Source organism: Candidatus Enterococcus moelleringii, from assembly GCF_017377575.1.
Classification (GTDB): Bacteria; Bacillota; Bacilli; order Lactobacillales; family Enterococcaceae; genus Enterococcus_A; species Enterococcus_A moelleringii.
This window is the reverse complement of record NZ_JAFREM010000020.1, coordinates 26,013-47,818: the sequence shown is the minus strand read 5'-3', so window position 1 is coordinate 47,818 and position 21,806 is coordinate 26,013. Positions and strand designations below refer to the sequence as shown.

The 21,806-nt window shown below is 42.0% G+C and carries 28 protein-coding genes; 24 read left to right on the top strand and 4 right to left on the bottom strand.

Annotation, left to right across the window (positions count from 1 at the left end; translation table 11 throughout):
- Positions 1-6: 6 nt before the first annotated feature.
- The 3 genes from JZO70_RS13515 to JZO70_RS13505 are packed head-to-tail and all read left to right on the top strand — an operon-like array spanning position 7 to position 1,756.
- The gene (locus JZO70_RS13515) at positions 7-357 is read left to right on the top strand and encodes a MerR family transcriptional regulator (protein ID WP_207674118.1); all 351 of its coding nucleotides are present in this window, start codon (positions 7-9) and stop codon (positions 355-357) included.
- A gap of 28 nt (positions 358-385) precedes the next feature.
- Entirely contained in the window at positions 386-1,348 is a 963-nt protein-coding gene (locus JZO70_RS13510) for an aldo/keto reductase (RefSeq protein ID WP_207674117.1), read from the top strand.
- A gap of 33 nt (positions 1,349-1,381) precedes the next feature.
- Positions 1,382-1,756: a MerR family transcriptional regulator gene (locus JZO70_RS13505; RefSeq protein WP_207674116.1), complete on the top strand. Its 375-nt coding sequence runs from the start codon at positions 1,382-1,384 to the stop codon at positions 1,754-1,756.
- A gap of 261 nt (positions 1,757-2,017) precedes the next feature.
- Here the strand turns inward: JZO70_RS13505 and JZO70_RS13500 are convergent, their stop codons facing one another.
- Positions 2,018-2,209, bottom strand: a complete 192-nt coding sequence (locus JZO70_RS13500; RefSeq protein WP_207674115.1) for a hypothetical protein — start codon at positions 2,207-2,209, stop codon at positions 2,018-2,020.
- 204 nt (positions 2,210-2,413) lie between these two features.
- Between JZO70_RS13500 and JZO70_RS13495 the strand changes: the two genes are divergently transcribed.
- From JZO70_RS13495 to JZO70_RS13475, 5 genes are all read left to right on the top strand, one after another.
- The gene (locus JZO70_RS13495; RefSeq protein ID WP_207674114.1) at positions 2,414-3,583 is read left to right on the top strand and encodes a trans-sulfuration enzyme family protein; all 1,170 of its coding nucleotides are present in this window, start codon (positions 2,414-2,416) and stop codon (positions 3,581-3,583) included.
- Between the two features lie 144 nt (positions 3,584-3,727).
- Entirely contained in the window at positions 3,728-4,354 is a 627-nt protein-coding gene (locus JZO70_RS13490; protein WP_207674113.1) for a hypothetical protein, read from the top strand.
- A gap of 146 nt (positions 4,355-4,500) precedes the next feature.
- Positions 4,501-5,244, top strand: coding sequence for a LytR/AlgR family response regulator transcription factor (locus tag JZO70_RS13485; RefSeq protein ID WP_207674112.1), 744 nt, complete (start codon positions 4,501-4,503; stop codon positions 5,242-5,244).
- Complete coding sequence (locus JZO70_RS13480; RefSeq protein ID WP_207674111.1) at positions 5,237-6,535, top strand: sensor histidine kinase; 1,299 nt, start codon at positions 5,237-5,239, stop codon at positions 6,533-6,535. Before JZO70_RS13485 ends, JZO70_RS13480 begins: the two co-directional genes overlap by 8 nt.
- 84 nt (positions 6,536-6,619) lie before the next feature.
- Positions 6,620-7,300, top strand: a complete 681-nt coding sequence (locus JZO70_RS13475; protein ID WP_207674110.1) for a hypothetical protein — start codon at positions 6,620-6,622, stop codon at positions 7,298-7,300.
- A 276-nt stretch (positions 7,301-7,576) separates the two neighbouring features.
- On the opposite strand, the gene JZO70_RS13470 is transcribed toward JZO70_RS13475, so the two are convergent.
- Together JZO70_RS13470 and JZO70_RS13465 are read right to left on the bottom strand one after the other, a co-directional pair.
- Positions 7,577-8,347, bottom strand: a complete 771-nt coding sequence (locus JZO70_RS13470; RefSeq protein WP_207674109.1) for an ABC transporter permease — start codon at positions 8,345-8,347, stop codon at positions 7,577-7,579.
- The gene (locus JZO70_RS13465; protein WP_207674108.1) at positions 8,340-9,275 is read right to left on the bottom strand and encodes an ABC transporter ATP-binding protein; all 936 of its coding nucleotides are present in this window, start codon (positions 9,273-9,275) and stop codon (positions 8,340-8,342) included. Before JZO70_RS13465 ends, JZO70_RS13470 begins: the two co-directional genes overlap by 8 nt.
- 324 nt (positions 9,276-9,599) lie before the next feature.
- On the opposite strand from JZO70_RS13465, the gene JZO70_RS13460 reads away from it, so the two are divergent.
- The 6 genes from JZO70_RS13460 (at position 9,600) to JZO70_RS13435 (ending at position 12,718) form a co-directional block, all read left to right on the top strand.
- The gene (locus JZO70_RS13460; RefSeq protein ID WP_207674107.1) at positions 9,600-9,803 is read left to right on the top strand and encodes a hypothetical protein; all 204 of its coding nucleotides are present in this window, start codon (positions 9,600-9,602) and stop codon (positions 9,801-9,803) included.
- Between the two features lie 169 nt (positions 9,804-9,972).
- Positions 9,973-10,461 carry a helix-turn-helix transcriptional regulator gene (locus tag JZO70_RS13455; protein WP_207674106.1) on the top strand — a complete coding sequence of 163 codons (489 nt, stop codon included), beginning with the start codon at positions 9,973-9,975 and terminating at the stop codon, positions 10,459-10,461.
- A gap of 113 nt (positions 10,462-10,574) precedes the next feature.
- Positions 10,575-10,727: a hypothetical protein gene (locus tag JZO70_RS13450; RefSeq protein WP_207674105.1), complete on the top strand. Its 153-nt coding sequence runs from the start codon at positions 10,575-10,577 to the stop codon at positions 10,725-10,727.
- Between the two features lie 12 nt (positions 10,728-10,739).
- Entirely contained in the window at positions 10,740-10,880 is a 141-nt protein-coding gene (locus tag JZO70_RS13445) for a hypothetical protein (protein WP_207674104.1), read from the top strand.
- Between the two features lie 211 nt (positions 10,881-11,091).
- Positions 11,092-12,204 (top strand): NADH-dependent flavin oxidoreductase, encoded by a 1,113-nt coding sequence (locus tag JZO70_RS13440; protein WP_207674103.1) that lies wholly within the window; start codon positions 11,092-11,094, stop codon positions 12,202-12,204.
- A gap of 127 nt (positions 12,205-12,331) precedes the next feature.
- Positions 12,332-12,718 (top strand): type II toxin-antitoxin system HicB family antitoxin, encoded by a 387-nt coding sequence (locus JZO70_RS13435; RefSeq protein ID WP_207674102.1) that lies wholly within the window; start codon positions 12,332-12,334, stop codon positions 12,716-12,718.
- Positions 12,719-12,874: 156 nt separating this feature from the next.
- On the opposite strand, the gene JZO70_RS13430 is transcribed toward JZO70_RS13435, so the two are convergent.
- A complete protein-coding gene (locus tag JZO70_RS13430) occupies positions 12,875-13,759 on the bottom strand; it encodes an AraC family transcriptional regulator (protein WP_207674101.1) in 885 nt (294 codons plus the stop codon).
- A 75-nt stretch (positions 13,760-13,834) separates the two neighbouring features.
- Here JZO70_RS13430 and JZO70_RS13425 point away from each other — a divergent pair, with 75 nt between their 5' ends.
- From JZO70_RS13425 to JZO70_RS13380, 10 genes are all read left to right on the top strand, one after another.
- Entirely contained in the window at positions 13,835-14,611 is a 777-nt protein-coding gene (locus JZO70_RS13425; RefSeq protein WP_207674100.1) for a Cof-type HAD-IIB family hydrolase, read from the top strand.
- 16 nt (positions 14,612-14,627) lie between these two features.
- Complete coding sequence (locus JZO70_RS13420) at positions 14,628-15,848, top strand: MFS transporter (RefSeq protein ID WP_207674099.1); 1,221 nt, start codon at positions 14,628-14,630, stop codon at positions 15,846-15,848.
- Complete coding sequence (locus JZO70_RS13415) at positions 15,845-16,462, top strand: sugar O-acetyltransferase (protein ID WP_207674098.1); 618 nt, start codon at positions 15,845-15,847, stop codon at positions 16,460-16,462. The genes JZO70_RS13420 and JZO70_RS13415 overlap by 4 nt, the downstream gene beginning before the upstream one ends.
- Positions 16,463-16,481: 19 nt before the next feature.
- Complete coding sequence (locus tag JZO70_RS13410; protein WP_207674097.1) at positions 16,482-17,303, top strand: histidinol-phosphatase HisJ family protein; 822 nt, start codon at positions 16,482-16,484, stop codon at positions 17,301-17,303.
- A 359-nt stretch (positions 17,304-17,662) separates the two neighbouring features.
- Positions 17,663-17,929 (top strand): type II toxin-antitoxin system Phd/YefM family antitoxin, encoded by a 267-nt coding sequence (locus JZO70_RS22635; RefSeq protein WP_207674096.1) that lies wholly within the window; start codon positions 17,663-17,665, stop codon positions 17,927-17,929.
- Positions 17,926-18,183, top strand: a complete 258-nt coding sequence (locus JZO70_RS13400) for a Txe/YoeB family addiction module toxin (RefSeq protein WP_207674095.1) — start codon at positions 17,926-17,928, stop codon at positions 18,181-18,183. Before JZO70_RS22635 ends, JZO70_RS13400 begins: the two co-directional genes overlap by 4 nt.
- A gap of 518 nt (positions 18,184-18,701) precedes the next feature.
- Positions 18,702-19,442: a flavodoxin gene (locus JZO70_RS13395; RefSeq protein ID WP_242703940.1), complete on the top strand. Its 741-nt coding sequence runs from the start codon at positions 18,702-18,704 to the stop codon at positions 19,440-19,442.
- Positions 19,443-19,508: 66 nt separating this feature from the next.
- Positions 19,509-19,928 (top strand): MerR family transcriptional regulator, encoded by a 420-nt coding sequence (locus JZO70_RS13390; RefSeq protein WP_207674093.1) that lies wholly within the window; start codon positions 19,509-19,511, stop codon positions 19,926-19,928.
- 222 nt (positions 19,929-20,150) lie between these two features.
- Positions 20,151-20,846 carry a response regulator transcription factor gene (locus JZO70_RS13385; RefSeq protein WP_207674092.1) on the top strand — a complete coding sequence of 232 codons (696 nt, stop codon included), beginning with the start codon at positions 20,151-20,153 and terminating at the stop codon, positions 20,844-20,846.
- 2 nt (positions 20,847-20,848) lie between these two features.
- A complete protein-coding gene (locus tag JZO70_RS13380; RefSeq protein ID WP_207674091.1) occupies positions 20,849-21,751 on the top strand; it encodes a sensor histidine kinase in 903 nt (300 codons plus the stop codon).
- The last annotated feature ends 55 nt before the right edge of the window (positions 21,752-21,806 follow it).

Sequence of the window (21,806 nt, the reverse complement as noted above, 5' to 3'; positions counted from 1 at the left end):
TTTTCAATGAATCAAGCAGAAGTTAGCCAACGTTATGATATTCCCGTGTCAATTTTAAAAGAATATGAATCATGGGGCCTATGTGATGTTGTTAAGATCGTTATGGGAGAGTGGCAGTATGATGATCAAGATATCGAACGCTTGAGCACCATCATGGCGCTGCATGATTTGGATTTTAGCCATGACGATATTGAAAGCTATATGCGGCTGTTGCTGGAAGATAAAAATGGCGAGGAAGCCTGCATGAATTTGTTAACCAGTCAGCGGCAGAAAAAATTGGCTGCCATCCATTTAGAAGAGAAAAAATTGGAACGAATTGATTACTTGCGGCATGTCATTAAGAACAGCCACAACTAGCAAATTCGCAAAAAGGAGCGAAATACTAATGAACGAACTAGAAAAAAATTTAAACATACCAAAAATTGCATTAGGTGTCTGGGCTTGGGGCTCAGGAGCAGTGGGCGGCGATCAAGTCTTTGGCAATCACATGGGGGCAGATGAGTTGCGACCCGTTTTCCAAAAGGCGTTAGATGAAGGCCTGAATTTGTGGGATACAGCGGCAGTGTATGGCATGGGCGCTTCGGAAACCATGCTGGGGGATTTTGTCAAAGATGTTCCTCGGGAAAGTCTGCTTCTATCTACTAAATTCACCCCGCAAATTGCTGAAGAAGTGGAAAATCCAGGCGAAAAGATGATCGCCGGCAGCTTTGAACGACTGCACACCGACGTAATCGATATTTATTGGATTCACAATCCCGCCGACGTAGCAAAATGGACGCCGGAGCTGATTCCGTTAGCCAAAAGCGGCAAAGTAAAATATATCGGCGTTTCCAATCACAATTTGGCAGAAATTCAGCTGGCTAATCAGATTTTAGCCGAAGAAGGCTTGAAGGTTTCGGCTTTGCAAAATCATTACAGCCTGTTGCATCGTTCCTCAGAGGATGCAGGAATTTTAGAATTTGCCAAAGAAAACGGAATGACCTTCTTCAGTTATATGGTGCTTGAACAAGGAGCATTATCCGGCAATTACGATACTGCTCATCCTTTCCCAACAGGCAGCGACCGGGCCGAGGCCTATAACAACAGCCTGCCGCAATTGGAGACGCTGATCCAAGCAATGGCCGATATGGCTAAAAAATACCAAGGCACTGTGGCTCAAATTGCGATTGCTTGGGCAATTGCTAAGGGCACGGTTCCGATTGTAGGTGTGACGAAGGTAAACCAAGTGGAGGATGCGGCTCACGCGGCAACAATTAATTTGACATCAGAAGAAATCACTCAGCTGGAAAAACTGGCTGACCAAACCAAGGTGAATACCCTGCGAAACTGGGAAAAACCGATGGCTTAAATCATTAAAAAAACCAACAAGGAGTGACGGAACGTGAACATTTCTCAAGCAGCTAAAAAATTAGAACTAACTTCAGCAACTTTGCGCTATTACGAAAAAATTGGTTTAATTCCGCCGATTGAAAGAACCTCCGGGGGCATTCGCAATTACAGCGAAGCCAATCTTGACTGGATTCACACCATCAAATGCATGCGGGAAGCCGGTCTGTCCATCGAATCCTTGATCGAATACAATGCCCTTTATAAAGCCGGGGAGCAGACCTTCGAAGAGCGCAAGCAGATTTTGCTGGAGGAACGTTTAAACCTGCTGACTAAAATTGCTGAGCTGGAAAGAACGTTAGGAAAGCTGGATTACAAACTGGAGCATTTTTATGGCACAAAAGAAAGCACGCTTTGCCAAGGAGCGTAAATTTTTCAACATTCACGTCTAAGAAGACCGTCAGATTGAATTCTGGCGGTCCTTTTTTGCATTTAACTAAAAAAAACTAGCCGGCGGGGGACCGGCTAGAAAAGGAAAAAGGATTTGAAAAAAGAAAAATTAAGGTTGTTTGTTAACACTTTTAATACTAAAGCAAAAGTATGACCGATTTGTGAAATTGCCATTGTAAAAAAGTGAAAATTACTTGACTAAGAATAGACAGGTCTCTGGGCAGACTGTAAGAAATGAGATTTACGGCCCAAAAATATTACGCAGGTTTGCCAGTTGATGAAGTGTTTCCACTTGATTGTAGTACTCCATTTCAAGAAATGTTTCCTTATCCACATTGGGCTTCGGAGTGATTTCTTGAATGCTGTGGCTTTTTTCTACGATAACTGAGTCTTTCGTGAGGTAGACTTTGCCTACCGGATTTTTGAAATACATCGTTTATTCCTCCTTCACCATCAATATACGCAAAACAAGCGATTTTGTTTTTTATTTGCGAATTTTTCTTCTAAGAATTCTTTAAGCAAGCTATGAGAGTCTGCTAAGTTCTTGATCACATTATAGGAAAGCGTTTTCCCGAAGTGGTAGAATTGTGGTGAAGAATGACAAACGCTTTTGAGTATGAAACAGGAGGCAGATAAAATGAAAGACAATACTAAATTAATCCACGGCTATTCCGTTTTTGATGGGGAAACTGGCGCATCCTCGATCCCGATTTACCAATGCTCCACCTTTAAACAGGATTCCATCAAGGAAGGGCAGCCTTACACCTATTCTCGTTTCGGCAACCCCACGCGCCACGCGCTGGAAGAGGGGATCGCGGCGATAGAAGGGGGACGTTTTGCGACGGCTTTTTCTTCGGGGATGGCAGCTATTTCGGCAGTCCTGTTGAGTTTTAGCCAAGGCGATCATATCGTCATGTGCAAGAGCATTTACGGCGGCACCTTCCAGCTGGTGAATGAAGTGATGAGCCGCTACGGCATCGAAGTAACTTTTGTGGATGAAACCAACTTGAACGAATGGGCGCAGGCAATCCGTCCTAACACAAAGGCCTTTTATTTGGAATCACCCTCAAATCCTTTATTGAGCATCACCGATATTGTCGGTGTGGTGTCGATTGCCCGAGAACATCACTTGCATACAATTATCGACAATACTTTTATGACGCCGTTGTATCAGCATCCGTTGGAATTAGGGGTGGACGTGGTGATTCACAGCGCCACCAAATTTATCAACGGCCATAGTGATGTGGTGGCTGGCCTCGTCATCACCAACGACGAAGAATGGGCGCAGCAAATCGTCCTGCAGCAAAAAGTTCTTGGTAGTATTCTTAGCGTGGAGGATTGCTGGCTGATCATGCGGGGCATGAAAACGATGGGACTTAGAATGGAACAAAGTGTCAAAAGCGCTGAACAAATCAGTCGGCTTCTGGAAGAGCATCCGGCAGTGAAAAAGGTCCATTATCCAGGATTACCAAGTCATCCCGGCTTTGATATTCATCGCCGTCAGGCATCTTGCGGTGGAGCAGTGCTGTCCTTTGAACTAGAAAATCAAGAAGCTGTGTATACTTTTGCTGATGCTTTGAAAATTCCGATCGCCGCGGTTAGCTTAGGTGGAGTAGAATCAATCTTGTCTTACCCGGTCACCATGAGCCATGCTTGTGTACCGAAGGAAGAACGGGAAAAACAAGGCGTGACCGAAGGCTTGTTGCGGCTGTCAGTGGGAATTGAAGATACCGAAGACTTGCTGGCAGATTTGGAGCAAGCGTTGGAGCAAGTTCTGACGCAAAAAGAAGAATTGGTTACTAAATAGCAAAAGCTATCCTTGAGGTTCGAAATTTTGAGCTTCAAGGATTTTTTTGTCGAGAACATTTAGGACAAAAACTGCACCGTTTAGGAAATTTCCCAATGAATCGCGGTTATCCTGTTACACTAAAATAAAAACAGGAGGCCACCCATGACGAAAAAAAGAACCCCCACAGAAGAACTGACTTATTTGGCTAAAATGGAATTTATCAATATGGTTGTTATTCTGTTGATGTACTTCCTCTATACTGCGCTATTTTATGTAAATTTAGATTTGTTTGGCGCCTTCGCCGATGGTCAAGCTAGTTTGGCGGAGCTTTTACCGTATCGCTTGAATTGGTTGACCTTTTATCCCGTTTTGCTGCTGTGCCTTGTTTTGCTGGAGGGCTCGCTTTATTGGTTCAATTTTTTACAACGTGTCCGCCGGAAAAAAGCCTTATCCAAAAAGCAAATCGGCAGAATATTTACTAAGGTAAAGGTAGTAACGCTGATTTTATACGCCTTGTATGTACCGATTTTCCTGCTAAACATGGGGCAAACCAGCCTATTAGCCTGCGTCGTCGCTGTGTGTATCTACTTATTTGCGATCATCGAATACGTCAACTATTTCCACATTCGCTTGTCATTTTACACGAAGGACTATCAAGGACTGCTGGTAGCAAAGCCGCTGCGCATTATTTTCCAAAAAGAAGCCGGCAATCCTTCCAAGCTGGCGCAAGAGATTGCTTATTTTAAGAAAGGCGATAACGTGAGTGTCCAAAAAAAGCTAGAAAAATAAAGAAATGAACGGCGCTCTATTAAGTAGGCAGTGAAAAACTGATGCAGGACCTGCTATTTTCGTGGGTCTTTTTGTCGTATAATTGGTTGAGAAGCAGATAGCTATCAAACGTTTTTGGTGGATGATTGCCAGCAGGAGGGATTTAATTGATCAGAATATATATATGTGATGATGAAAAAAGAGTGGCTGAAGAAATCCATCATTACGTTACAGGTTATTTTATCGCCCAACCAACCGAATATGAGGTCGTTGAATTTTATCGCGGGGAAGATTTATTGAGCCGGGCAAAAAAAGAGCGAGCTGAATTAATTTTTTTAGATATAGATTTGAAAGACAGCCATGGCATTCAAATTGCTCAGGCAATCAGGCAGTTTGATAAAAAGGTAAAAATTGTTTTTATTACCAATCATACAAATTATAAAGGACAAGCCTTTTCTGTTCATGCGTTTGGTTATATTGATAAGCCGGTTGATCGGGCAGGAATCTACGAACAATTAGATGAAGTTAAGAACTATCTATTAGATGAAAAGAACGATGTGATCTTCAAATTCGATACAACAGAAGGCTTAATCGAATTAGAACTCAAGGACATTCTGTATTTTGTGAATGAGAATCGCAAAGTTTCAATCGTTACCTTATCCGGTCAGTATGCCATGAAGCAGAAAATTTCAACCTTGGAGAAACAACTGCTGGATTATCACTTTAAAAGTCCCCATGCTAGTTTTTTAGTTAATCTGGATTATGTAACGGACATTAAGAATTATAATGTCTATATGATCGAGGGGATCGAAATCCCGCTTTCGCAGCGCAAGTCAATTGAATTTCGTAAAGCGGTTAGTGAGTATTTAGCCCAAATTATTCGGTTATGCAAGGAGGTAAGTTATGATTGATTACGCAATTCCGCTAGTTAAAGTCATCCTAACCTCGTTTATTTCCACCTTTATCATTTTTAATTTTATCGATCGACTTTTTATGCGCAGATATTCAGAAAAAGCGAAGTATGCGGGGGCTTTTTTTCTCAGCTGGTGCTTGTTCATCGCAAGTGCTTTTTTTGCTAACGGTCTTATCAGTATAATTATTACGATTTCTGTGACCTTTCTAACAGCTCTTGGTCTATATCATGCTAGCAAAAGCTCTGACGTGTTGAAGCTTTGTCTGTTCTTGCTATTTATTATGCTAACAGAAATTATTGGCCAAATTGTTGTGTCACTAGCCGGTGGCGATTTCGTGAGCATTTCCCATGGGGATATTTTGCAGTCCTCAATAACTTTTATTTGCTATCAATTTATCATGTACACGGTGACCAAAAATAAGAGCGGGTTTGATCATGCAGGAAATCTGATTACACTAATTGTAATTCCGGCAATATCACTTTTTCAACTGGTTGTCTTAGTTTACTTATTAAAAGGCCAAACCAATAGCACCAACAAAATGCTAGTCTTAAGTGCTTGCTTATTGGTTTTTGCCATTAACCTGATTATCTATGTATTGTTCCAGCGCATCGCAACCTTGAATTATGAGAAATCGCAATACCAATTGCTGGAACAGCAACGCCAATCACAATATAAATACTTTAATGAGTTGGAACTAAATTACGAGGAGGCGCGAAAGTTTCTTCATGATATTAAAAATCATCTCAACATGATTGAAGAACTGTACAAGGAAGATACTTCATCAACTAATGAGTATGCCCAAATGGTAAAAAGCGAAATGAAGCGAATCGATGTAGCCGCGCCTTCAACCAATCGAATTATCAATATTTTGATTTATAAGTGGACTGCGGAAGCGAAGCGATTAGGTATTGCTTTCAATTGCCGGTGTGAAGATGTTGATCTTAGTTTTATGCCAGATAAAGATTTGGTCACCATTCTTTCAAATCTGCTGGATAATGCCTTTGAAGAATGCTCCACCAACAAACTCGAAAGCAATTCGATCGATTTTACCTTGTGTAAGCTGAATCAGTTCATCGTCATTCATCTGTCAAATAGCAGCGAATCTGTTCTAAGCTATGCCGGTGAACAATTGCGCTCCAGCAAAGAGAATCATCTAGGTTTGGGACTTGCTAATGTCCAAACAATTGCAGAAAAGTATCATGGGATGATGGACATTTCGCAGCAAGATCAAGTATTTACCGTGCAATTGACGTTCTTTGGACAAGGTGATGCTTGCAATTTTACCTAAAAAGCCATACATTTTGCACAAATTAAAAATCCTCTTATTTTCTGACTATACTTGAAGTATGAAAAGAAAAAGGAGGATTTTGTTATGTTAAAATCGATTTTATTCCTGTTTGCAGCAAATGAGAGCTGGCAGTTTTGGGGCAACGTAGCGAAGCTGCTGATTATTCTACTTTGCATGGTGGTTATTGTAGTGATTACCTGGCGCAAGAACAACAATACTTTCTGTAAAACATGTCAGCGCAGAGTTAAAAAGTTCAATAAGTATTGTGACTATTGTGGTACCGAAATGACTGCTAATAATAAAGCGGTAATTATCGGTATCAACAAAAAACACAAAATAACCAGTGCTATAGCCATTTGTGTGTTAAGTGGAGCTCTAGTGTTTAGTGTTTTTCAAGCAATTAACCGGTTTGAGTTCTCTGATTATGCAACCGGAATGTATTCGGGGTATGAACAGATCTATACGAATGATGACGACACATGGAGAATTGAATGTAAAAAAGCCTTGTCTAAGGGGAGTTTTCACCAAACAATTCGAATGAAAAAAGATTCCGCCAAAACCTTGTACATTGACGCGAAATCCAGCTTTGGAACACTGATTCTAAACGTTACACAGGCTGACAAAACGGAACAAGTTGATATTAGTAATACTAATGGGCCTTTTGAATTGGATTTGTCTGAATTCGACACCAGCAGCGAAATCAACTTGGACGTCCAGCATACAAAAGTAGAAGACGTCCATTTTACGATTTCTTGCGGGAGCTAAGGCATCATGACGCAATAAGGATTTTCAAATGTCCGGTGCTAAGAGGAGAAGTCGATAATCTTAGGGCAGTAAACTTCGAGTTCAACAGATAGGCCTGATGAAGACGTTAGAACAATTACTTACCTAATCATTATCCGATAGAACTGCTAGTGACAAGAAAGACAACAAAGCTTTTGATACGAAAAATGCCCCCTTCTCAGAAAATACTTTTCCGAAAAGGGGGCATAATTGTTGCAGATTTTATCGGCTGTGAGAGCATAACTCTTGTTTAGTTGTCTAGCTTCTCAACCCTCGACCTTTATCAATCAAATGCCAGCAGACACCGTAAAGCACTGCGATAAACATAACCAAAATCGATACTGAAACAATAATCGGCACGTCTGTTACTCCCAAAAAGCCGTAACGGAAGCCGGAAATCATGTAAACAATCGGATTGATCTTGGAAACTGCTTGCCAAAATGGCGGCAGCATGGAAATCGCGTAAAAGACCCCGCCTAAATAAGTCAGCGGCTGCAACACAAAGGTTGGCACGATTGACACATCATCAAAGGATTGAGCGAAAATACCGTTTAACAATCCTGCCAATGAGAATAAAATCGCCGTCATCAGTAAAGTCATAATAATAATGATCCAAGAATGCACATGCAGCGGCACGAAAAACAGTGAAATGACGGTAACCAGCGTGCTGACCAGGATGCTGCGGCCTAATCCGCCGAAGACAAAGCCCCAAATGATGATATGAGTCGGCACTGGCGCAATCAATATTTCCTCAATATTTTTCTGGAATTTTTGCGAGAAAAAGGATGAAGAAACATTGGAATAGGAGCTGGTAATAGCAGACATCATAATCAGCCCCGGCACGATAAATTCCATGTAAGAAAATCCTGCCATGTCGCCGATCCGTCCGCCGATCAAATTACCGAAAATAATAAAGTACAGTGACGTTGTAATAACTGGCGGCACCAAAGTTTGCACCCAAATCCGCAGGTAACGGTGAGTTTCTTTGACAGCCAGACTTTTTAAAGCCGTTAAATATAAACTAAGCATTGATATCCTCCGTGTGACGTTTTTCTTCCGTGAGCTTCAAGAACAGCTCTTCTAGGCGGTTGGATTTGTTCCGCATGGACAGCACTTTGACCCCTTGTGCAGTCAGTTGGGTGAAGACTTCGTTGATACCTTGATTCCGCTCAACTTCCACTTCAAGAGTTTGCTCATCCTCCAGGTTGTAGGAATAACCAGTAATTACCGGCGCTTTTTCCACCGGTGCTAAATCAAAAATGAAGGTTTCAAACTGTAATTTTGACAGCAGCGATTTCATGCTGGTGTTTTCAATCAGATCGCCGGATTGAATGATGCCGATATTGCGACACAGCATTTCCGCTTCTTCTAAATAGTGGGTAGTTAAAATAATCGTGGTCCCGGCATTGTTCAAATCTCGCAGAAATTCCCACATATCCCGCCGTAATTCGATATCCACCCCAGCCGTTGGTTCATCCAAAATCAACAAGCGCGGTTCATGCATCAAAGCTCGAGCGATCATCAAACGACGCTTCATCCCGCCAGAAAGCATGCGGGCTCGAACGTTGCGTTTTTCCCATAAATTGGATTGTTTCAAATATTTTTCGCTGCGCTCCATCGCTTCTTTACGAGGCACACCGTAATATCCAGCTTGGTTCACCACGATTTGTTGGACCGTTTCAAACGGATTAAAGTTGAATTCCTGTGGAACGAGGCCAATTTGCTGCTTGGCGATGACTAAATCTTTGTCAATGTCATAGCCGAAAACCTTCACTTGGCCAGAGGTTTTATTTACTAAGGAAGTAATAATCCCGATGGTTGTCGATTTCCCAGCGCCATTTGGTCCTAAGAGCGCGTAAAAATCGCCTTCTTCAACCGCCAAATCGATCCCCCGCAAGGCCGTAACGCCTGAGGCATAGACTTTTTTCAGCTGGTTTATTTCTAATGCATAAGTCATAAAATTGCTAACTCCTTCGTTAAGTATGATTCTCTATTCTAACACTAATTTGTCAGGGAACAAGGTGTTTGAGCATTATTCTGATTAGAACACAAAAAAGAACGGGAAAACACCCGTCCAGCATGCTTTATTTAAATAAATTGGTTCACGACAGCAAAACTAGCATTTGATATCCCCACATTCTATCGAAACAAATGTGTTAAAGGTCAAGGCTTTTCGGTCATTTAGGACACAAAAAGAACCGTTTAGGCTAAATCACCATACAGAGGATGGGTTTCTTCTATACTATAGTCATACCAAACAAACATACAGGAGGGTTACAAAATGACACTAGCAAAAAGAAGAAAACTTATTTCCGGGATTTGGATGACCTGTGCCTATGCTTGCGCTATTATTTCACTGATTTTTGATAACGCTGGGAAAGTCAGCTTCGCATTAGCAATCGTCGGAGTAACCTTTTTACTAATCGGCGCCCTTCAGGAAATCGTCGAATACAAAAAGAACAAGAAAATGGAACTGGACAAATAAATACAGTAGGCAGAAAAGGTGGAAGTTCACTTTTTCTGCTTTTTTTGATTTGATGTCTAAAAAACTGCCAAATCAGCCTTCTTACAGGAAAATTTGTCCATGTAAAGCAAATTTGATAGCTTTTTACGCTTCGGCGGGTTACTTTTGAACAAAGAAACGAGGTGGACACATGCAACTAGGTGAGAAAATCAAAACCTACCGAATCCAATACCAGCTCTCTCAGGAAGACTTGGCGGAGCTTTTGGATACCTCCCGCCAAACCATCTCCAGCTGGGAAAATGACAAAACCTACCCGGGGATGCTGGCGGTAGTATCCCTCAGCGAAATTTTTCAAATACCGGTAGAGACGCTGATCAAAGAGGACGTGGTAGAAATGAAAGAAATTTTAGACAATAAAGCTGAAAGAATCCAACGCAACAAAGATCGCGACATGATGAATCGGATGGCCGCCCTGCGAACGGGTACAGTATTTATTGGCGGAGTGAGTGCCTATCCCGTTTATCGTTATCACGGCTGGCTGTATGCCTTGATCCCCATCCTGATTTTGGCAATGGGGATGCTTACGACAATTCCGATTGAGCATTATTTACGAAAATACAACCTAAAGAAATACCAAGATATTGTCACTTTTTTTGACGAAAAATATGATCGGCTATAAGTTTTTAGTCATTTACGCCAGCTTTTTGACTGTTTAAGAAATTTCCTGCTTTCAATTACGTTTGTTTGCTACAATTGCCTTAACAAATAAACCAGCAGAAAGAGGGAAAAGCGATGAAATTCAAACATATCGTTCTTTACACGATTAGAGAGTTTAACAAAAACAAGGAAAAAGAAGGCTATCTTCCACAGGACGGGACCGTGATTAATGTCGTCATGCCGGATATTATCGCCGGCAGTTATGTTGCGGTAGGGTTTGAGAAATAGGGGGAGCTGTCAATGAAAGAAGGAATTGGCTTAGGCAGCGTCATCGCCTTTATCATTTCTTACCGCAAATGGCACAGTATTTTGTGGGCATTATTGCACGGATGTTTTGGCTGGTGGTATGTATTGTATTATGTTTTTGCTTATGCAAAGTAAAATTGAATTGAGAAGTGGATAAATACTGAAAAACGTGTTTGTCCATTTCTTAGTACATCAAAATTACCATTGACAATAAACGAACGTTCATTTAATATAGAGGAGCAGTAGAAACAGATTATCGAACGAACGGCTTCTCAAGAAGAGAAGTTTTTATTTTGATGTTAAATAAACGAACGTTCATTTAACTAAAAAGGAAGAAGGAATTTACATGTCAAACTTAGCTAAACAAATTACATTAAACAATGGAGCTGTACTGAAAAACAGTGTGGTGATGGCCCCTATGACCACTTGGGCCAGCAATGACGATTATACCGTATCAGAGGGAGAACTCGCCTATTACCACTACCGCAACACCGGCGCCGGAATGATGATCACCGGCTGTACCCATATCCAAGAAAACGACATCGGCTTTGCCAATGAATTTGCTGCTTACGACGACAAATTTTTGCCTGGTCTAAAGCAGTTGGCAGCAGCTATCAAGGAAAATGGTGCCAAGGCCATTCTGCAAATCAATCATGCCGGAAACAAAGCCTTACCGGATTTGTTCGAAGGAGAAGTAGTCAGTTCTAGTTCGGTGGAAACAAAGGCCACTGATTTTGCGCCAGCCTTGAAACCAAAAGAATTAACGGAAGAAGAAATAGCAGCAATCATTCGCGACTTTGGCGAAACGACTCGCCGTGCAATCGAAGCCGGCTTTGACGGAGTTGAAATTCATGGCGCTCACGGTTTCCTGCTGCAAAACTTTGTATCACCTTTCTTTAATAAGCGTCAAGATAAATGGGGCGGAAGCTTAGAAAATCGCCTGCGATTCCCTGTGGCAGTTGTTACCGAAATCAAGCGAGTTATCAATGAATATGCTAAGGAAGATTTCATTTTAGGCTATCGAGTTTCGCCAGATGAACCAATGGAGGGTGCTTTGCGGATGACCGATACTTATGCCTTGGTTGATCGGCTGATTGATATGGGTGTCACCTATATCCACGCATCTTTACCAGATGCCTTGCATGCAAAACCGGTGGATGCGACGGATGACGTGACTTATTTGGAAGCCTTGAGTCAGTATATCAATCAGCGCGTCTTGATGGTTGCTGCTGGAATGATTCAAACGCCGCAGCAAGCTGAAGCTGTCCTGGAAAAAGGCGCCTTGCCAGCGATCGGACATGGATTTGTCACAGAACCTCTATGGATGGAAAAAGCCGAAGCTGGTCGGGGCGATGATATTCGTTTAAGCATTAAGACAACTGATGTAGCCGATTTGCACCTGCCAGAAAAAATGTGGACGGCCATTCAAAACTCAGGAGATTGGTTTACTATAGAATAGAAAATAAACAGATCTGGGAGCATTCTTGGCGGATGTTTTTAGCTATTATAATAGAAGAAGAATTTTCCAGTTCAATTTGACAATACGCCCGATGCGCATTAAGATGGATTCGAGAGGGGTGTAAGTGATGAACAAAGTCTACCCAGCAATATTTGAACTCGATCCGGTTGGTTACGGTATTTATTTTCCCGACGTGGAAGGGGCAGTCACTCAAGGTGCCACCGTCCCTGAAGGATTAACGATGGCAGCCGATGCCTTAGGAATTATGCTGGCGGATCTAATCGCCAACGAAGAGACCTTGCCCGAACCAACACCAATTAACGAAATCGACTACGACAAAGAAACGCAATTCGTGACACTGGTGGCAGTAAACTTGGCTGATTATTTAAAAGAAGCAAAACTGGACAAGAAAAACGTCAGTATTCCTCATTGGCTGAATGTCCGGGCCGAAAAAGCCGGCGTTAATTTCTCAAAAACACTAACCGAAGCTTTAATGGAAAAACTAAATGTCTAAACAAACAGACTTGGAATGCTCTTCTAACGGAGAATTCCAAGTCTGTTTTTCAATATTCTCACCAAGATCGTAGTTTCTAACAAGTTCTCAATAGCATCAGATAAGAATCCCAATCACGGAGCCGCTATAATTAAGCATAGCTTATCATGAAAGAAATTATTCGTTTTCTACGGTCAGCAGCTGGCGATACTGCCGCGGACTAACACCCAGTTTGCTTTTAAACAATCGATTAAAGCTGGAAGGATTGGCAAAGCCCACCTTCAGGGCAATTTCGGTGATCGGTTCATCCGAGTATTTCAAGTGCTCCTCGGCCTTCTTGATGCGGACCGATTGCACGTAATCCATGCAGCTCATACCGAAGTTTTTACGAAAGAAGGCCATGAAATGTGACTGGCTATAATTCACGAAGTCAGCCAGATCTGAGATTTGCAGCTTTTTCTCCAGATTTTGTTCAATGTAGCTGAGCAGCTCTTTGATTTTCTGATTCTCCTGCGCTTTTCCAGCCGGAAGAGCCTCAAAGGTTAAAAATTCAGAAACAAAAGCTTCTTTGAGAAAACCCAATAGGGCACTTTTCAAGGTTAACTGGAAGTAAGGCTCTTGCTCACGCACATTGCTGGAAATTATCTGAACCAGTTCAAGCATCGTTTCGTAATTGGGACTAGCTTGATCAATCCGATAATTACTTTGGACCCGACCATTTTGCAAAGGCTCCAAATAATTGATCGCTGAATAGTCGTTGGTTTCCAGCCCGATAAAATTCAGGTGAAAAACAAAAGTTTCCGACTGCTGCTGGATGCGACTAACAGAATGCAGCGTATTCGGCGGAATAAACAAAATGTCGCCAGCCTGACTGACAAAATGCTCACCATCAATCAGATAATGAGCGGCACCCTCTTTGACAAAGGTAATTTCAGCCCCGCTGTGCCAATGAAGCAAGACTTCGTCGTTTGGGTATTTCGCTTGCGGCGGATAGTATTCAAAAGGAATCATGCGATTGCCTTCGTCGTACCATCGCAGCGAGTCTTTCAATTGATTACTCATGGGAGGCTCCTTTTACAAAAAACGAATAGTATAATAATTAGTATATACGAAAAAACCAAACAAGGAGCGAAAAAAATGATGAATGGCATAGTCTTTTTTGATCTAGACGGCACGTTGTTGGACAAAAAATCACGTTTAACGGAACAAAATAAAGAGGCGCTAGGTCAGCTGCAGAAAAACGGTTATATCCCGGTGGTAGTCAGCGGTCGGGCGCCGTGGGAAATCGAAGAACTGGTGGCTGGCAGCGGAATTGACGCTTACGTTGGCTTAAATGGTCAAATTGTTTTTAATCAGAAAATTATTTATCAAGCCAGTATTCAACAAGATATTATTGAACAAGTGGTTTTACTTACAGAAAAGCTGAAGCATTCGCTGGCTTTTTACGGAAGCCAAGAAAACAAAATTACCTTTGTAGATGAGGCTGCGACTAAGTTGTATCAGCTGGATAATGCCGAAATTCCCGAAGTGAAGCCGGATTATTATCGGACCACCGATATCATGATGCTGTATCTTTTTTCTGAGGAAGTGGAAAAAGATCAAATGTATCATCAGCTTTTCCAAGATTATTTGACGATTGTGCGGGACAGTCCCTTTTCGTTGGCGATGACCGCTTTAGGCAATTCTAAAAAGACCGGGATTGAGCATTTCATGAATAGCCTGTCTTTAGAAAAGAAAATTCCCACCTATGCGTTTGGCGATGGCAATAACGATTTGCCAATGTTTGAGGCGGCCGACTACAGCGTGGCGATGGCAAATGGGACTGACGAAATCAAGGCGGCGGCGGATTTTATTACCAAAGCCCATGATGATGAAGGAATCGTTTACGGACTGAAACACTTAAAATTGATTTAACCAAAGGAGCAAGGATATGCGCAGCTGGAATCAGGAGATCAGCCAACAGGAAAAACAAGTAACCTATGAGACAGGGTTCTTCAAAGGAGCCTTGCTGAGTATTTCGCTCTTAACCGGTTCGGCAACCGCGATTACCAGCATGCTGCCGTTGTTGTTCAATCAATATGCACAGCTTTCCCAAAGTTTAGTGGAGAGCTTAGTGACGGTGACCAGCTTAACCACTTGTTTATTTACCTTGTTGAGTCATGTAGTTACCCAGAAAATCGGTCGTAAGAGGACGGTTCAGCTGGGAATCGTTTTGACGGTCGCGGCCGGAATCCTGCCATTCTTTTTCCAGCAATTTGCACTGGTAATGGTCAGCCGCTTAATCTTAGGCGCAGGGATTGGTTTGTTTACGCCGCTAGCTATCAGTATGATCAGCATGTTTTTCACCGGAAAACAGCGAGCGGTCCTGCTAGGTTATCAGGTTGGGGTCACGGCTTTAGGCAATTCGCTGCTGATTTTAATTAGCGGCGGGTTGATGAATGTGCAGTGGAACTGGGGCTTTTTAGTTTATCTGGCAGCTTTGCCGATCCTGCTGCTTTTTTCCAAAGTAGTACCCGAACCGCCGAATGACTCTATTAGTCGGAAAAATACTTCCGGCGCTAAAGCAACAACTATCAGCAATCAAGTCCTGCTATACATCATTTTGTGCTTCTTCACCTTTTTAATCATTTGGGCGGTTCAAATTAAGCTGCCGGAATTATTTGTACAAAAAGGGTTAGGGAATACACAAGCGGCTAGTTGGGTCTTAAGTTTAATGAATATGGGTGGATTATTAGCTGGCTTATCATTTGGCCGACTATTCGTTCGGATGCAGGCTCGTCTGCTGCCCATCAGCTATCTTTGTGCCGGAGTCTTAGTGGTGGTGCTCAGCTTTGCCCAGCAATTTTGGGTGGCGGCGACCGCGGCGGTGCTGTTTAACTTCGTGTATTCCTTTACCGGCCCTTATATTATAACCAAGGTGAATGAACTCGCGACAGCGCAACAACTAATTTTATCCACCGCGCTGATCTCAGTTTCAATGACTTTGAGTCAATTTGCTACACCTTTTTTCTGGAATACTGCCGGAGCACTGATCAACGATCAAAGTGCAGCTGCAATCACACGCTTGGCTGGGATATTTGCCCTGTTAATCGGTGCGGGTCTGGCAATAAAAATAAATAGAAGAAACCATTGGAGGAAACAATCAAAATGAAAACCCAAAAAGAACGAATGTTAGCAGAAGAGCTGTACTCACCGGATGATGCAGAGTTAAGAGAGGATTGTCGAAGGTCCCGACAATTGATGCGGCTGTTTAACCAAACCACCGAAGAACAGCATGACTATCGCCAAGTATTATTGAAGCAATTATTTGCGAAAACCGGCGAAAAAATCTACATCGAACCGCCGTTCCGCTGCGACTACGGCAGCAACACCATCATCGGTGAAAATTTTTACGCTAATTTTGACTGTGTAGTCCTCGATGTGGCTAAGGTGACGATTGGCAAAAATGTCATGTTCGGTCCACGAGTTGGCATTTATACTCCAGGTCATCCGATTGATCCCGGCGTTCGCGTGCGTGGACTGGAATTCGGTACGGCTGTGACCATCGGCGACAATGTTTGGATCGGGGCCAACGCCACCATCAATCCTGGCGTAACTATCGGATCGAATGTGGTCATCGGTTCAGGAGCGGTCGTCACTAAAGATGTTCCCGACAATGTGGTAGCTGCCGGAAATCCCTGCCGCGTGATCAGAGCGATCACCGCTGAAGATACTGCCTATTGGGAAAAATTGGAAAAAGCTTATCACGCTGATTTTGGTGAATAAAAGGAGTGGAAGAAAAACAATGCTGTGCGATTACCACGTTCATACTTATTATAGCGACGATTCTGATTATCCAATGGAGCAGGTAGTAAAGGACGCCATCCAACAAGGAATTAGCGAGCTTTGCTTTACCGATCACGTAGATTACGGCGTGAAGCTGGATCACCACGCAGCCGGTGCCGACGATCCAGCAAACAGATTGAACGTCGATTATCCAGCCTATTTCAAGGAATTCACCAAATTACAGGAGCAATACCAAAAAGAAATTCGTTTGCGTTTTGGGTTGGAGTTCGGCATTCAAACCGGGACGATTCCCAAGTTTGAACAGCTGTTCTCCGCTTATCCCTTTGACTTTGTTTTGCTCTCGATTCATCAAGTCAACAATCAAGAATTTTGGCTGGGCGACTTTCAGCAAGGAAAAACGGAGGAAGAATGCTACCAGGAATATTATCATGAACTGCTGTCAGTAGTAAAAAATTATCACCACTACAGCTGTCTAGCTCATTTGGATTTGATCCGCCGGTATGTCAATAAGGAAGAAAATACCTTCGAGGCCAATAAAGAGATTTTAACCGAAATCCTCCAATATATTATCGCGGATGGCAAGGGGATTGAAGTGAATACATCCTCTGTTCGCTATCAGATCCCAGATACGACGCCTTCAAAAGATATTTTGCGCCTGTACCGCCAGTTAGGTGGCAAAATTATTACTATCGGCAGTGACAGCCACAAGCCGGACGAACTAGGAGCTCACATCGAAGAAAGCCGCAAGCTGCTTAAGGAGCTGGGATTCCAGCACTACTGTACCTTCCAGGAGATGAAGCCAGTTTTTCATCCATTATAAGAGCGCAAACCAGCAAAAACGGTATCCGAACTGAGGATATCGTTTTTTGTATGGTTCTATTCTGCGCTTTCCCGACTTTTCACCAAACCCACACAATACTTTGCAGAAAGTTCACAATATACTTCTTGCCTTGAAATGCACCCCATAGTTTAGAATTCAAAGTGTAGAATGGTCATTGTCTATGAAAGTCGTGTTAATGGGAGTATCAAAAGATCGATGGTACAAGTCTTTTTATTTGAGTATGAGAAAAAAGGCAAGGATAGTTAAAGCCGTGTACTATTCTTGGTTATCTGCTGAATATTGATACAAAAAGCCAATAATTGTACAATAGTATTGTACAACCGGATGGAGGGTTTATCATGGAAGCTGTAACTTACAGTTATTTTAGGCAAAATCTCAGAGTGTTGATGCGGAAAATTAATGATGATGCAGAGAGATTAGTTGTTACTACTAACGATAATACTGATGTTGTAGTGTTAAGCAAAGCAGATTACGATACTTGGCAGGAGACCTTTTACTTGATGCAATCAAAACTAAATAGGACTCGCTTAGATGATGCAATAACTGATGTAGAAAATTCTTTATCCAATCTCAAAGAATTCGATTTTGACGAGGAAATTGAATGAAAATTTTATGGCACGAAAAAGCACGGGAAGATTTTGAGTATTGGTTAGATCAAGACAAAAGGGTAGTAAAGAAAATACGAAGACTTGTGAAAGAAATCAAGAGAGACCCCTTTGAAGGGATTGGAAAACCTGTACCACTAAAAAATGTTTGGTCCGGTTATTGGTCGAGACGTATCACAGACGAGCATAGACTTGTTTACAAAATACAGGATGATTTTCTGATTATCGTTCAAGCAAGATACCATTATGACTGATACGTAACTAGTAGCAGCTGTTCACGGTAATCAATTATCTTAATAATTAGACGCCCTCGCGTTTTGTCAGGTTCCTTAGAAGTTCGACTTCTATGGAGCAGAGCGAAACAGAAGGGCTTTTTTTAGCTAATCAATTTTCGGTGTACTGTAGCGAATACCTACTTACTTGGCTAAGGCATGATCGTTGCCTCAGCAGAATTCAGGATATTCGCTAAGACTCTGCGGCGATTCATCGTTAGAAACCTCTGATTCCTGTGGTTAAGTGTCCGCGCTGAAAAAGTCGGCGTCAATTTTTCAAAAACACTAACTGAAGCTCTAATTGATAAATTGAAGGTCTAAATAAGTGACATTTATTACCAATATTGACAAATCTGCCAGCTTTTCACCAAATCCACACAATACTTTGCAGAAAGTTCACAATATACTTCTTGCCTTGAAGTGCACTCCATAGTTTAGAATTCAATGTGTAGTAAGACGACCAATGAATAAAAATTATGCAGCAGAAAGAAGGAAGAAAGATGAAAAATATTATGAAATTAGGCTTTTTAGGAGCCGCATTATTCAGCTTAGCAGCATGTTCGGGAGGAAACGAATCAGGCGGAAGTGCAGGCAGCAGTTCAGCCGCAGAAAGCAGTTCAGCAACAGATACCAGCAATGCTCAACCCTCGGCAGCTCCAAAAACTGAGTTATCCGACAAGTTTGGCAAATCACTGGTGGTTTATTTCTCTCAACCAGAAACAGACGATCCTGACAACATGTCTACTGAAGAAGACAACAGTGCCATAGTTGTGGACGGCGAAGTTTTAGGAAATGTGCAATATGTAGGGATGAACATCCAGGAAAACGTTGGTGCTGATATTTTCCGCATCGAGCCTGAAGAACCTTACACCACCGATCACGATGAATTAGTGGACATCGCTTCTGCTGAACAAGAAGAAAATGCTCGTCCAGCCCTAGCTGCGACGGTAGAAAATCTTGACCAATACGACACAATCTTCCTAGGCTACCCAAACTGGTGGGGTGATATGCCAATGGTTCTGTACACTTTCTTAGATGAACATGACTTGTCAGGCAAAACCATCATTCCATTCAACGTTCATGGCGGCAGTGGATTTTCCAGCACTATCAGCACCATCGCTGACGAAGAGCCCGACGCAACAGTTGTAGAAGATGGCTACTCAGTAAGCCGTAATAACGTAGAAGACAGCGTAACTGAAGTGGTTGATTGGTTGAACAATTTGCCAGCAACCAGCAACTAATCCTGCGACCAATCTGGTACAATTAAGGTAGACAAAAAGTGAACGGTACAGTAAGGAGAATGGCTCATGAATATTGCAACAGTTAGTAAAAAATTTGGCATTACCACAGACACTATTCGTTACTATGAGAAAACTGGCTTAATTCCACCTATCACACGGGACGAAAAAGGCTATCGCGTGTTTTCTGAGAACGATTTAAACTGGGTGTACTTTGCCAAAGTGATGCGCAATGCTGGAGTTTCAGTTGAAGCCATTGTGGAGTATGTTTCCTTATTCCTGCAAGGGCGGGAAGAAACCATGGACGCCCGCAAGGAACTGTTGATCCAACAGCGGGAGGTTTTGGAAAACAAAGTCAAAGACATTAACGAAACGTTGCAATATCTAAGTTACAAAATCGACGACAACCAAAAGCATTTGCTTAATTTTGAGAAATTGCTGGAAGACGGCTATTTAGCTGAAAGTGATGAGAAGGTTCATCAAGAATAAACGATCGGTCCCTGAGAAATCGGGGGGCTTTTTTTTTTGCGCCAGATTAAGAGAGAACGCAGAGGTCAACTCGAAGTTCATTGCCAAAATTCTTAACTTAAATAAACCATTCACAATGACCGCGTTGATATTCATCATTGGTACGACTATAATTAATAAACATATTCTTAGAGACCGCGCCTATTGTTAAACAAATCAAGGCGGGAAGGGAACAGCCTAATCATGCAAAATAAAGTATTAATTATTGATGATGATCAAGACCTGTGTCTGCTGCTGGCAAGAAAGCTGAAGCAGGAAGACTTCAAAGTCACTGTCTGTCACGATGGTAAAACAGGAATCGAGACTTTTTTAAAAGAGGATTTTCAGCTAGTCGTTTTGGATGTCATGCTGCCGATCATGAATGGATTCGAGCTGCTGACTAAGATCCGCAAAGACCACAATGTACCAGTTCTGATGCTGACCGCGAAGGATTCTGAAGTGGATAAGGTATCGGGGTTTAGACTGGGAGCGGACGATTATTTAACTAAACCATTTTTAATGAGTGAATTCATCGCCAGAGTTCAATCGCTGATCCGTCGATATACAGTCTTTAATGGTGAGAAAACGGAAGAAAAAATTTTAACTTTTAAGGAAATGACTATTGATCCATCACTAAGATCGGTCACGATCAATGATGTTCCGATTCAATTAACGGCAAAAGAATTCGATCTGCTTTACTTTTTGGCAGCCAATCAAGGGAAAGTGTTTACCAAAGAACAGATATATGTCCATGTCTGGCAGGAAGAGTATTCTTTTGATGACAGAAATATCATGTCCTTTATCAGCAAGTTGAGAAAGAAAATAAATGCAGGTCCATCAGGTGTGGACTATATCCAAACAATCCATAGCATCGGCTATCGCTTCAATTTGGAGGTTTAAGGATGCTTATATTCGTAATCATCGTATTGTGTTGTATCATCGTCGGCCAATTTATTTATATCCGAAGCAATAAAAAGAAAGTACAAGAAGTTTCTAATATCCTTGACGAAGTAGCTGATGGAAATTTAGACCGTAGGCTGTTAGCTGATGAAGATACTGCTATCAGCGAACTGGTTTATAAAATAAATGATATTATCATCCAGGATAAAAACCGACTGGTGGCAGCCAACAAATCCGAAAAAGCCTATAAAGAACTAGTCACCAGCTTGTCCCATGACCTTCGTACACCATTGGCCTCATTAGTTGGCTATTTAGAGGAATTGGAAAACGATCCCGACGAAAAAGAGCTTTTTTTGCGTACCGCAAAAAATAAGGCCTTGGATCTAAGCGACTACATTCAGTCCCTATTTGAATGGTTAAAATTAGAATCTGGGGAATGGGTCTATCATTTTGAAAGCGAGAATATTGGCGAAGTTACTCGAATCATTTTAGCTGATTGGGTGGTTAAACTGGAGAAATGCGGGATCGCCTTTCAATTTGATATTCCAGAGGACTCCATCCAACTAATTACCGACAAACGGGCCTGGGAACGCATCCTCAACAATTTATTATCAAATATCCTCAAACATAGCCAAGCAGATTTTTTAGCAATTACCTTAACTTATGATTCATCGGAAGTTTTGATTACGATCTCTGATAACGGCATCGGAATACCTGAACAAGATCTTCCGTTTATTTTTGACCGCTTATATAAAGGTGATCGCTCTAGGTCGGAAAACAGCAATGGTCTAGGTTTAGCAATTGTAAAAGAACTTTTGACCGCATTAGGAGGAACTATTTCGGTTCAAAGTGAAATCGACGAGGGAACGACCTTTCAATTACAACTACCACACAAACATGAATAAAGAATACTGACGGCAAGGTTTCGGCAAGGTTTATCTGGTAATTTGTAATAAAGCG

Bases quoted from the DNA above. Each gene is read 5' to 3' on its own strand.
- JZO70_RS13515 (WP_207674118.1), top strand. From the start codon at position 7: ATGAATCAAGCAGAAGTTAGCCAACGTTATGATATTCCCGTGTCAATT.
- JZO70_RS13510 (WP_207674117.1), top strand. From the start codon at position 386: ATGAACGAACTAGAAAAAAATTTAAACATACCAAAAATTGCATTAGGT.
- JZO70_RS13500 (WP_207674115.1), bottom strand. From the start codon at position 2,209: ATGTATTTCAAAAATCCGGTAGGCAAAGTCTACCTCACGAAAGACTCA.
- JZO70_RS13495 (WP_207674114.1), top strand. From the start codon at position 2,414: ATGAAAGACAATACTAAATTAATCCACGGCTATTCCGTTTTTGATGGG.
- JZO70_RS13490 (WP_207674113.1), top strand. From the start codon at position 3,728: ATGACGAAAAAAAGAACCCCCACAGAAGAACTGACTTATTTGGCTAAA.
- JZO70_RS13480 (WP_207674111.1), top strand. From the start codon at position 5,237: ATGATTGATTACGCAATTCCGCTAGTTAAAGTCATCCTAACCTCGTTT.
- JZO70_RS13475 (WP_207674110.1), top strand. From the start codon at position 6,620: ATGTTAAAATCGATTTTATTCCTGTTTGCAGCAAATGAGAGCTGGCAG.
- JZO70_RS13470 (WP_207674109.1), bottom strand. From the start codon at position 8,347: ATGCTTAGTTTATATTTAACGGCTTTAAAAAGTCTGGCTGTCAAAGAA.
- JZO70_RS13465 (WP_207674108.1), bottom strand. From the start codon at position 9,275: ATGACTTATGCATTAGAAATAAACCAGCTGAAAAAAGTCTATGCCTCA.
- JZO70_RS13460 (WP_207674107.1), top strand. From the start codon at position 9,600: ATGACACTAGCAAAAAGAAGAAAACTTATTTCCGGGATTTGGATGACC.
- JZO70_RS13455 (WP_207674106.1), top strand. From the start codon at position 9,973: ATGCAACTAGGTGAGAAAATCAAAACCTACCGAATCCAATACCAGCTC.
- JZO70_RS13450 (WP_207674105.1), top strand. From the start codon at position 10,575: ATGAAATTCAAACATATCGTTCTTTACACGATTAGAGAGTTTAACAAA.
- JZO70_RS13445 (WP_207674104.1), top strand. From the start codon at position 10,740: ATGAAAGAAGGAATTGGCTTAGGCAGCGTCATCGCCTTTATCATTTCT.
- JZO70_RS13440 (WP_207674103.1), top strand. From the start codon at position 11,092: ATGTCAAACTTAGCTAAACAAATTACATTAAACAATGGAGCTGTACTG.
- JZO70_RS13435 (WP_207674102.1), top strand. From the start codon at position 12,332: ATGAACAAAGTCTACCCAGCAATATTTGAACTCGATCCGGTTGGTTAC.
- JZO70_RS13430 (WP_207674101.1), bottom strand. From the start codon at position 13,759: ATGAGTAATCAATTGAAAGACTCGCTGCGATGGTACGACGAAGGCAAT.
- JZO70_RS13425 (WP_207674100.1), top strand. From the start codon at position 13,835: ATGATGAATGGCATAGTCTTTTTTGATCTAGACGGCACGTTGTTGGAC.
- JZO70_RS13420 (WP_207674099.1), top strand. From the start codon at position 14,628: ATGCGCAGCTGGAATCAGGAGATCAGCCAACAGGAAAAACAAGTAACC.
- JZO70_RS13415 (WP_207674098.1), top strand. From the start codon at position 15,845: ATGAAAACCCAAAAAGAACGAATGTTAGCAGAAGAGCTGTACTCACCG.
- JZO70_RS13410 (WP_207674097.1), top strand. From the start codon at position 16,482: ATGCTGTGCGATTACCACGTTCATACTTATTATAGCGACGATTCTGAT.
- JZO70_RS22635 (WP_207674096.1), top strand. From the start codon at position 17,663: ATGGAAGCTGTAACTTACAGTTATTTTAGGCAAAATCTCAGAGTGTTG.
- JZO70_RS13400 (WP_207674095.1), top strand. From the start codon at position 17,926: ATGAAAATTTTATGGCACGAAAAAGCACGGGAAGATTTTGAGTATTGG.
- JZO70_RS13395 (WP_242703940.1), top strand. From the start codon at position 18,702: ATGAAAAATATTATGAAATTAGGCTTTTTAGGAGCCGCATTATTCAGC.
- JZO70_RS13390 (WP_207674093.1), top strand. From the start codon at position 19,509: ATGAATATTGCAACAGTTAGTAAAAAATTTGGCATTACCACAGACACT.
- JZO70_RS13385 (WP_207674092.1), top strand. From the start codon at position 20,151: ATGCAAAATAAAGTATTAATTATTGATGATGATCAAGACCTGTGTCTG.
- JZO70_RS13380 (WP_207674091.1), top strand. From the start codon at position 20,849: ATGCTTATATTCGTAATCATCGTATTGTGTTGTATCATCGTCGGCCAA.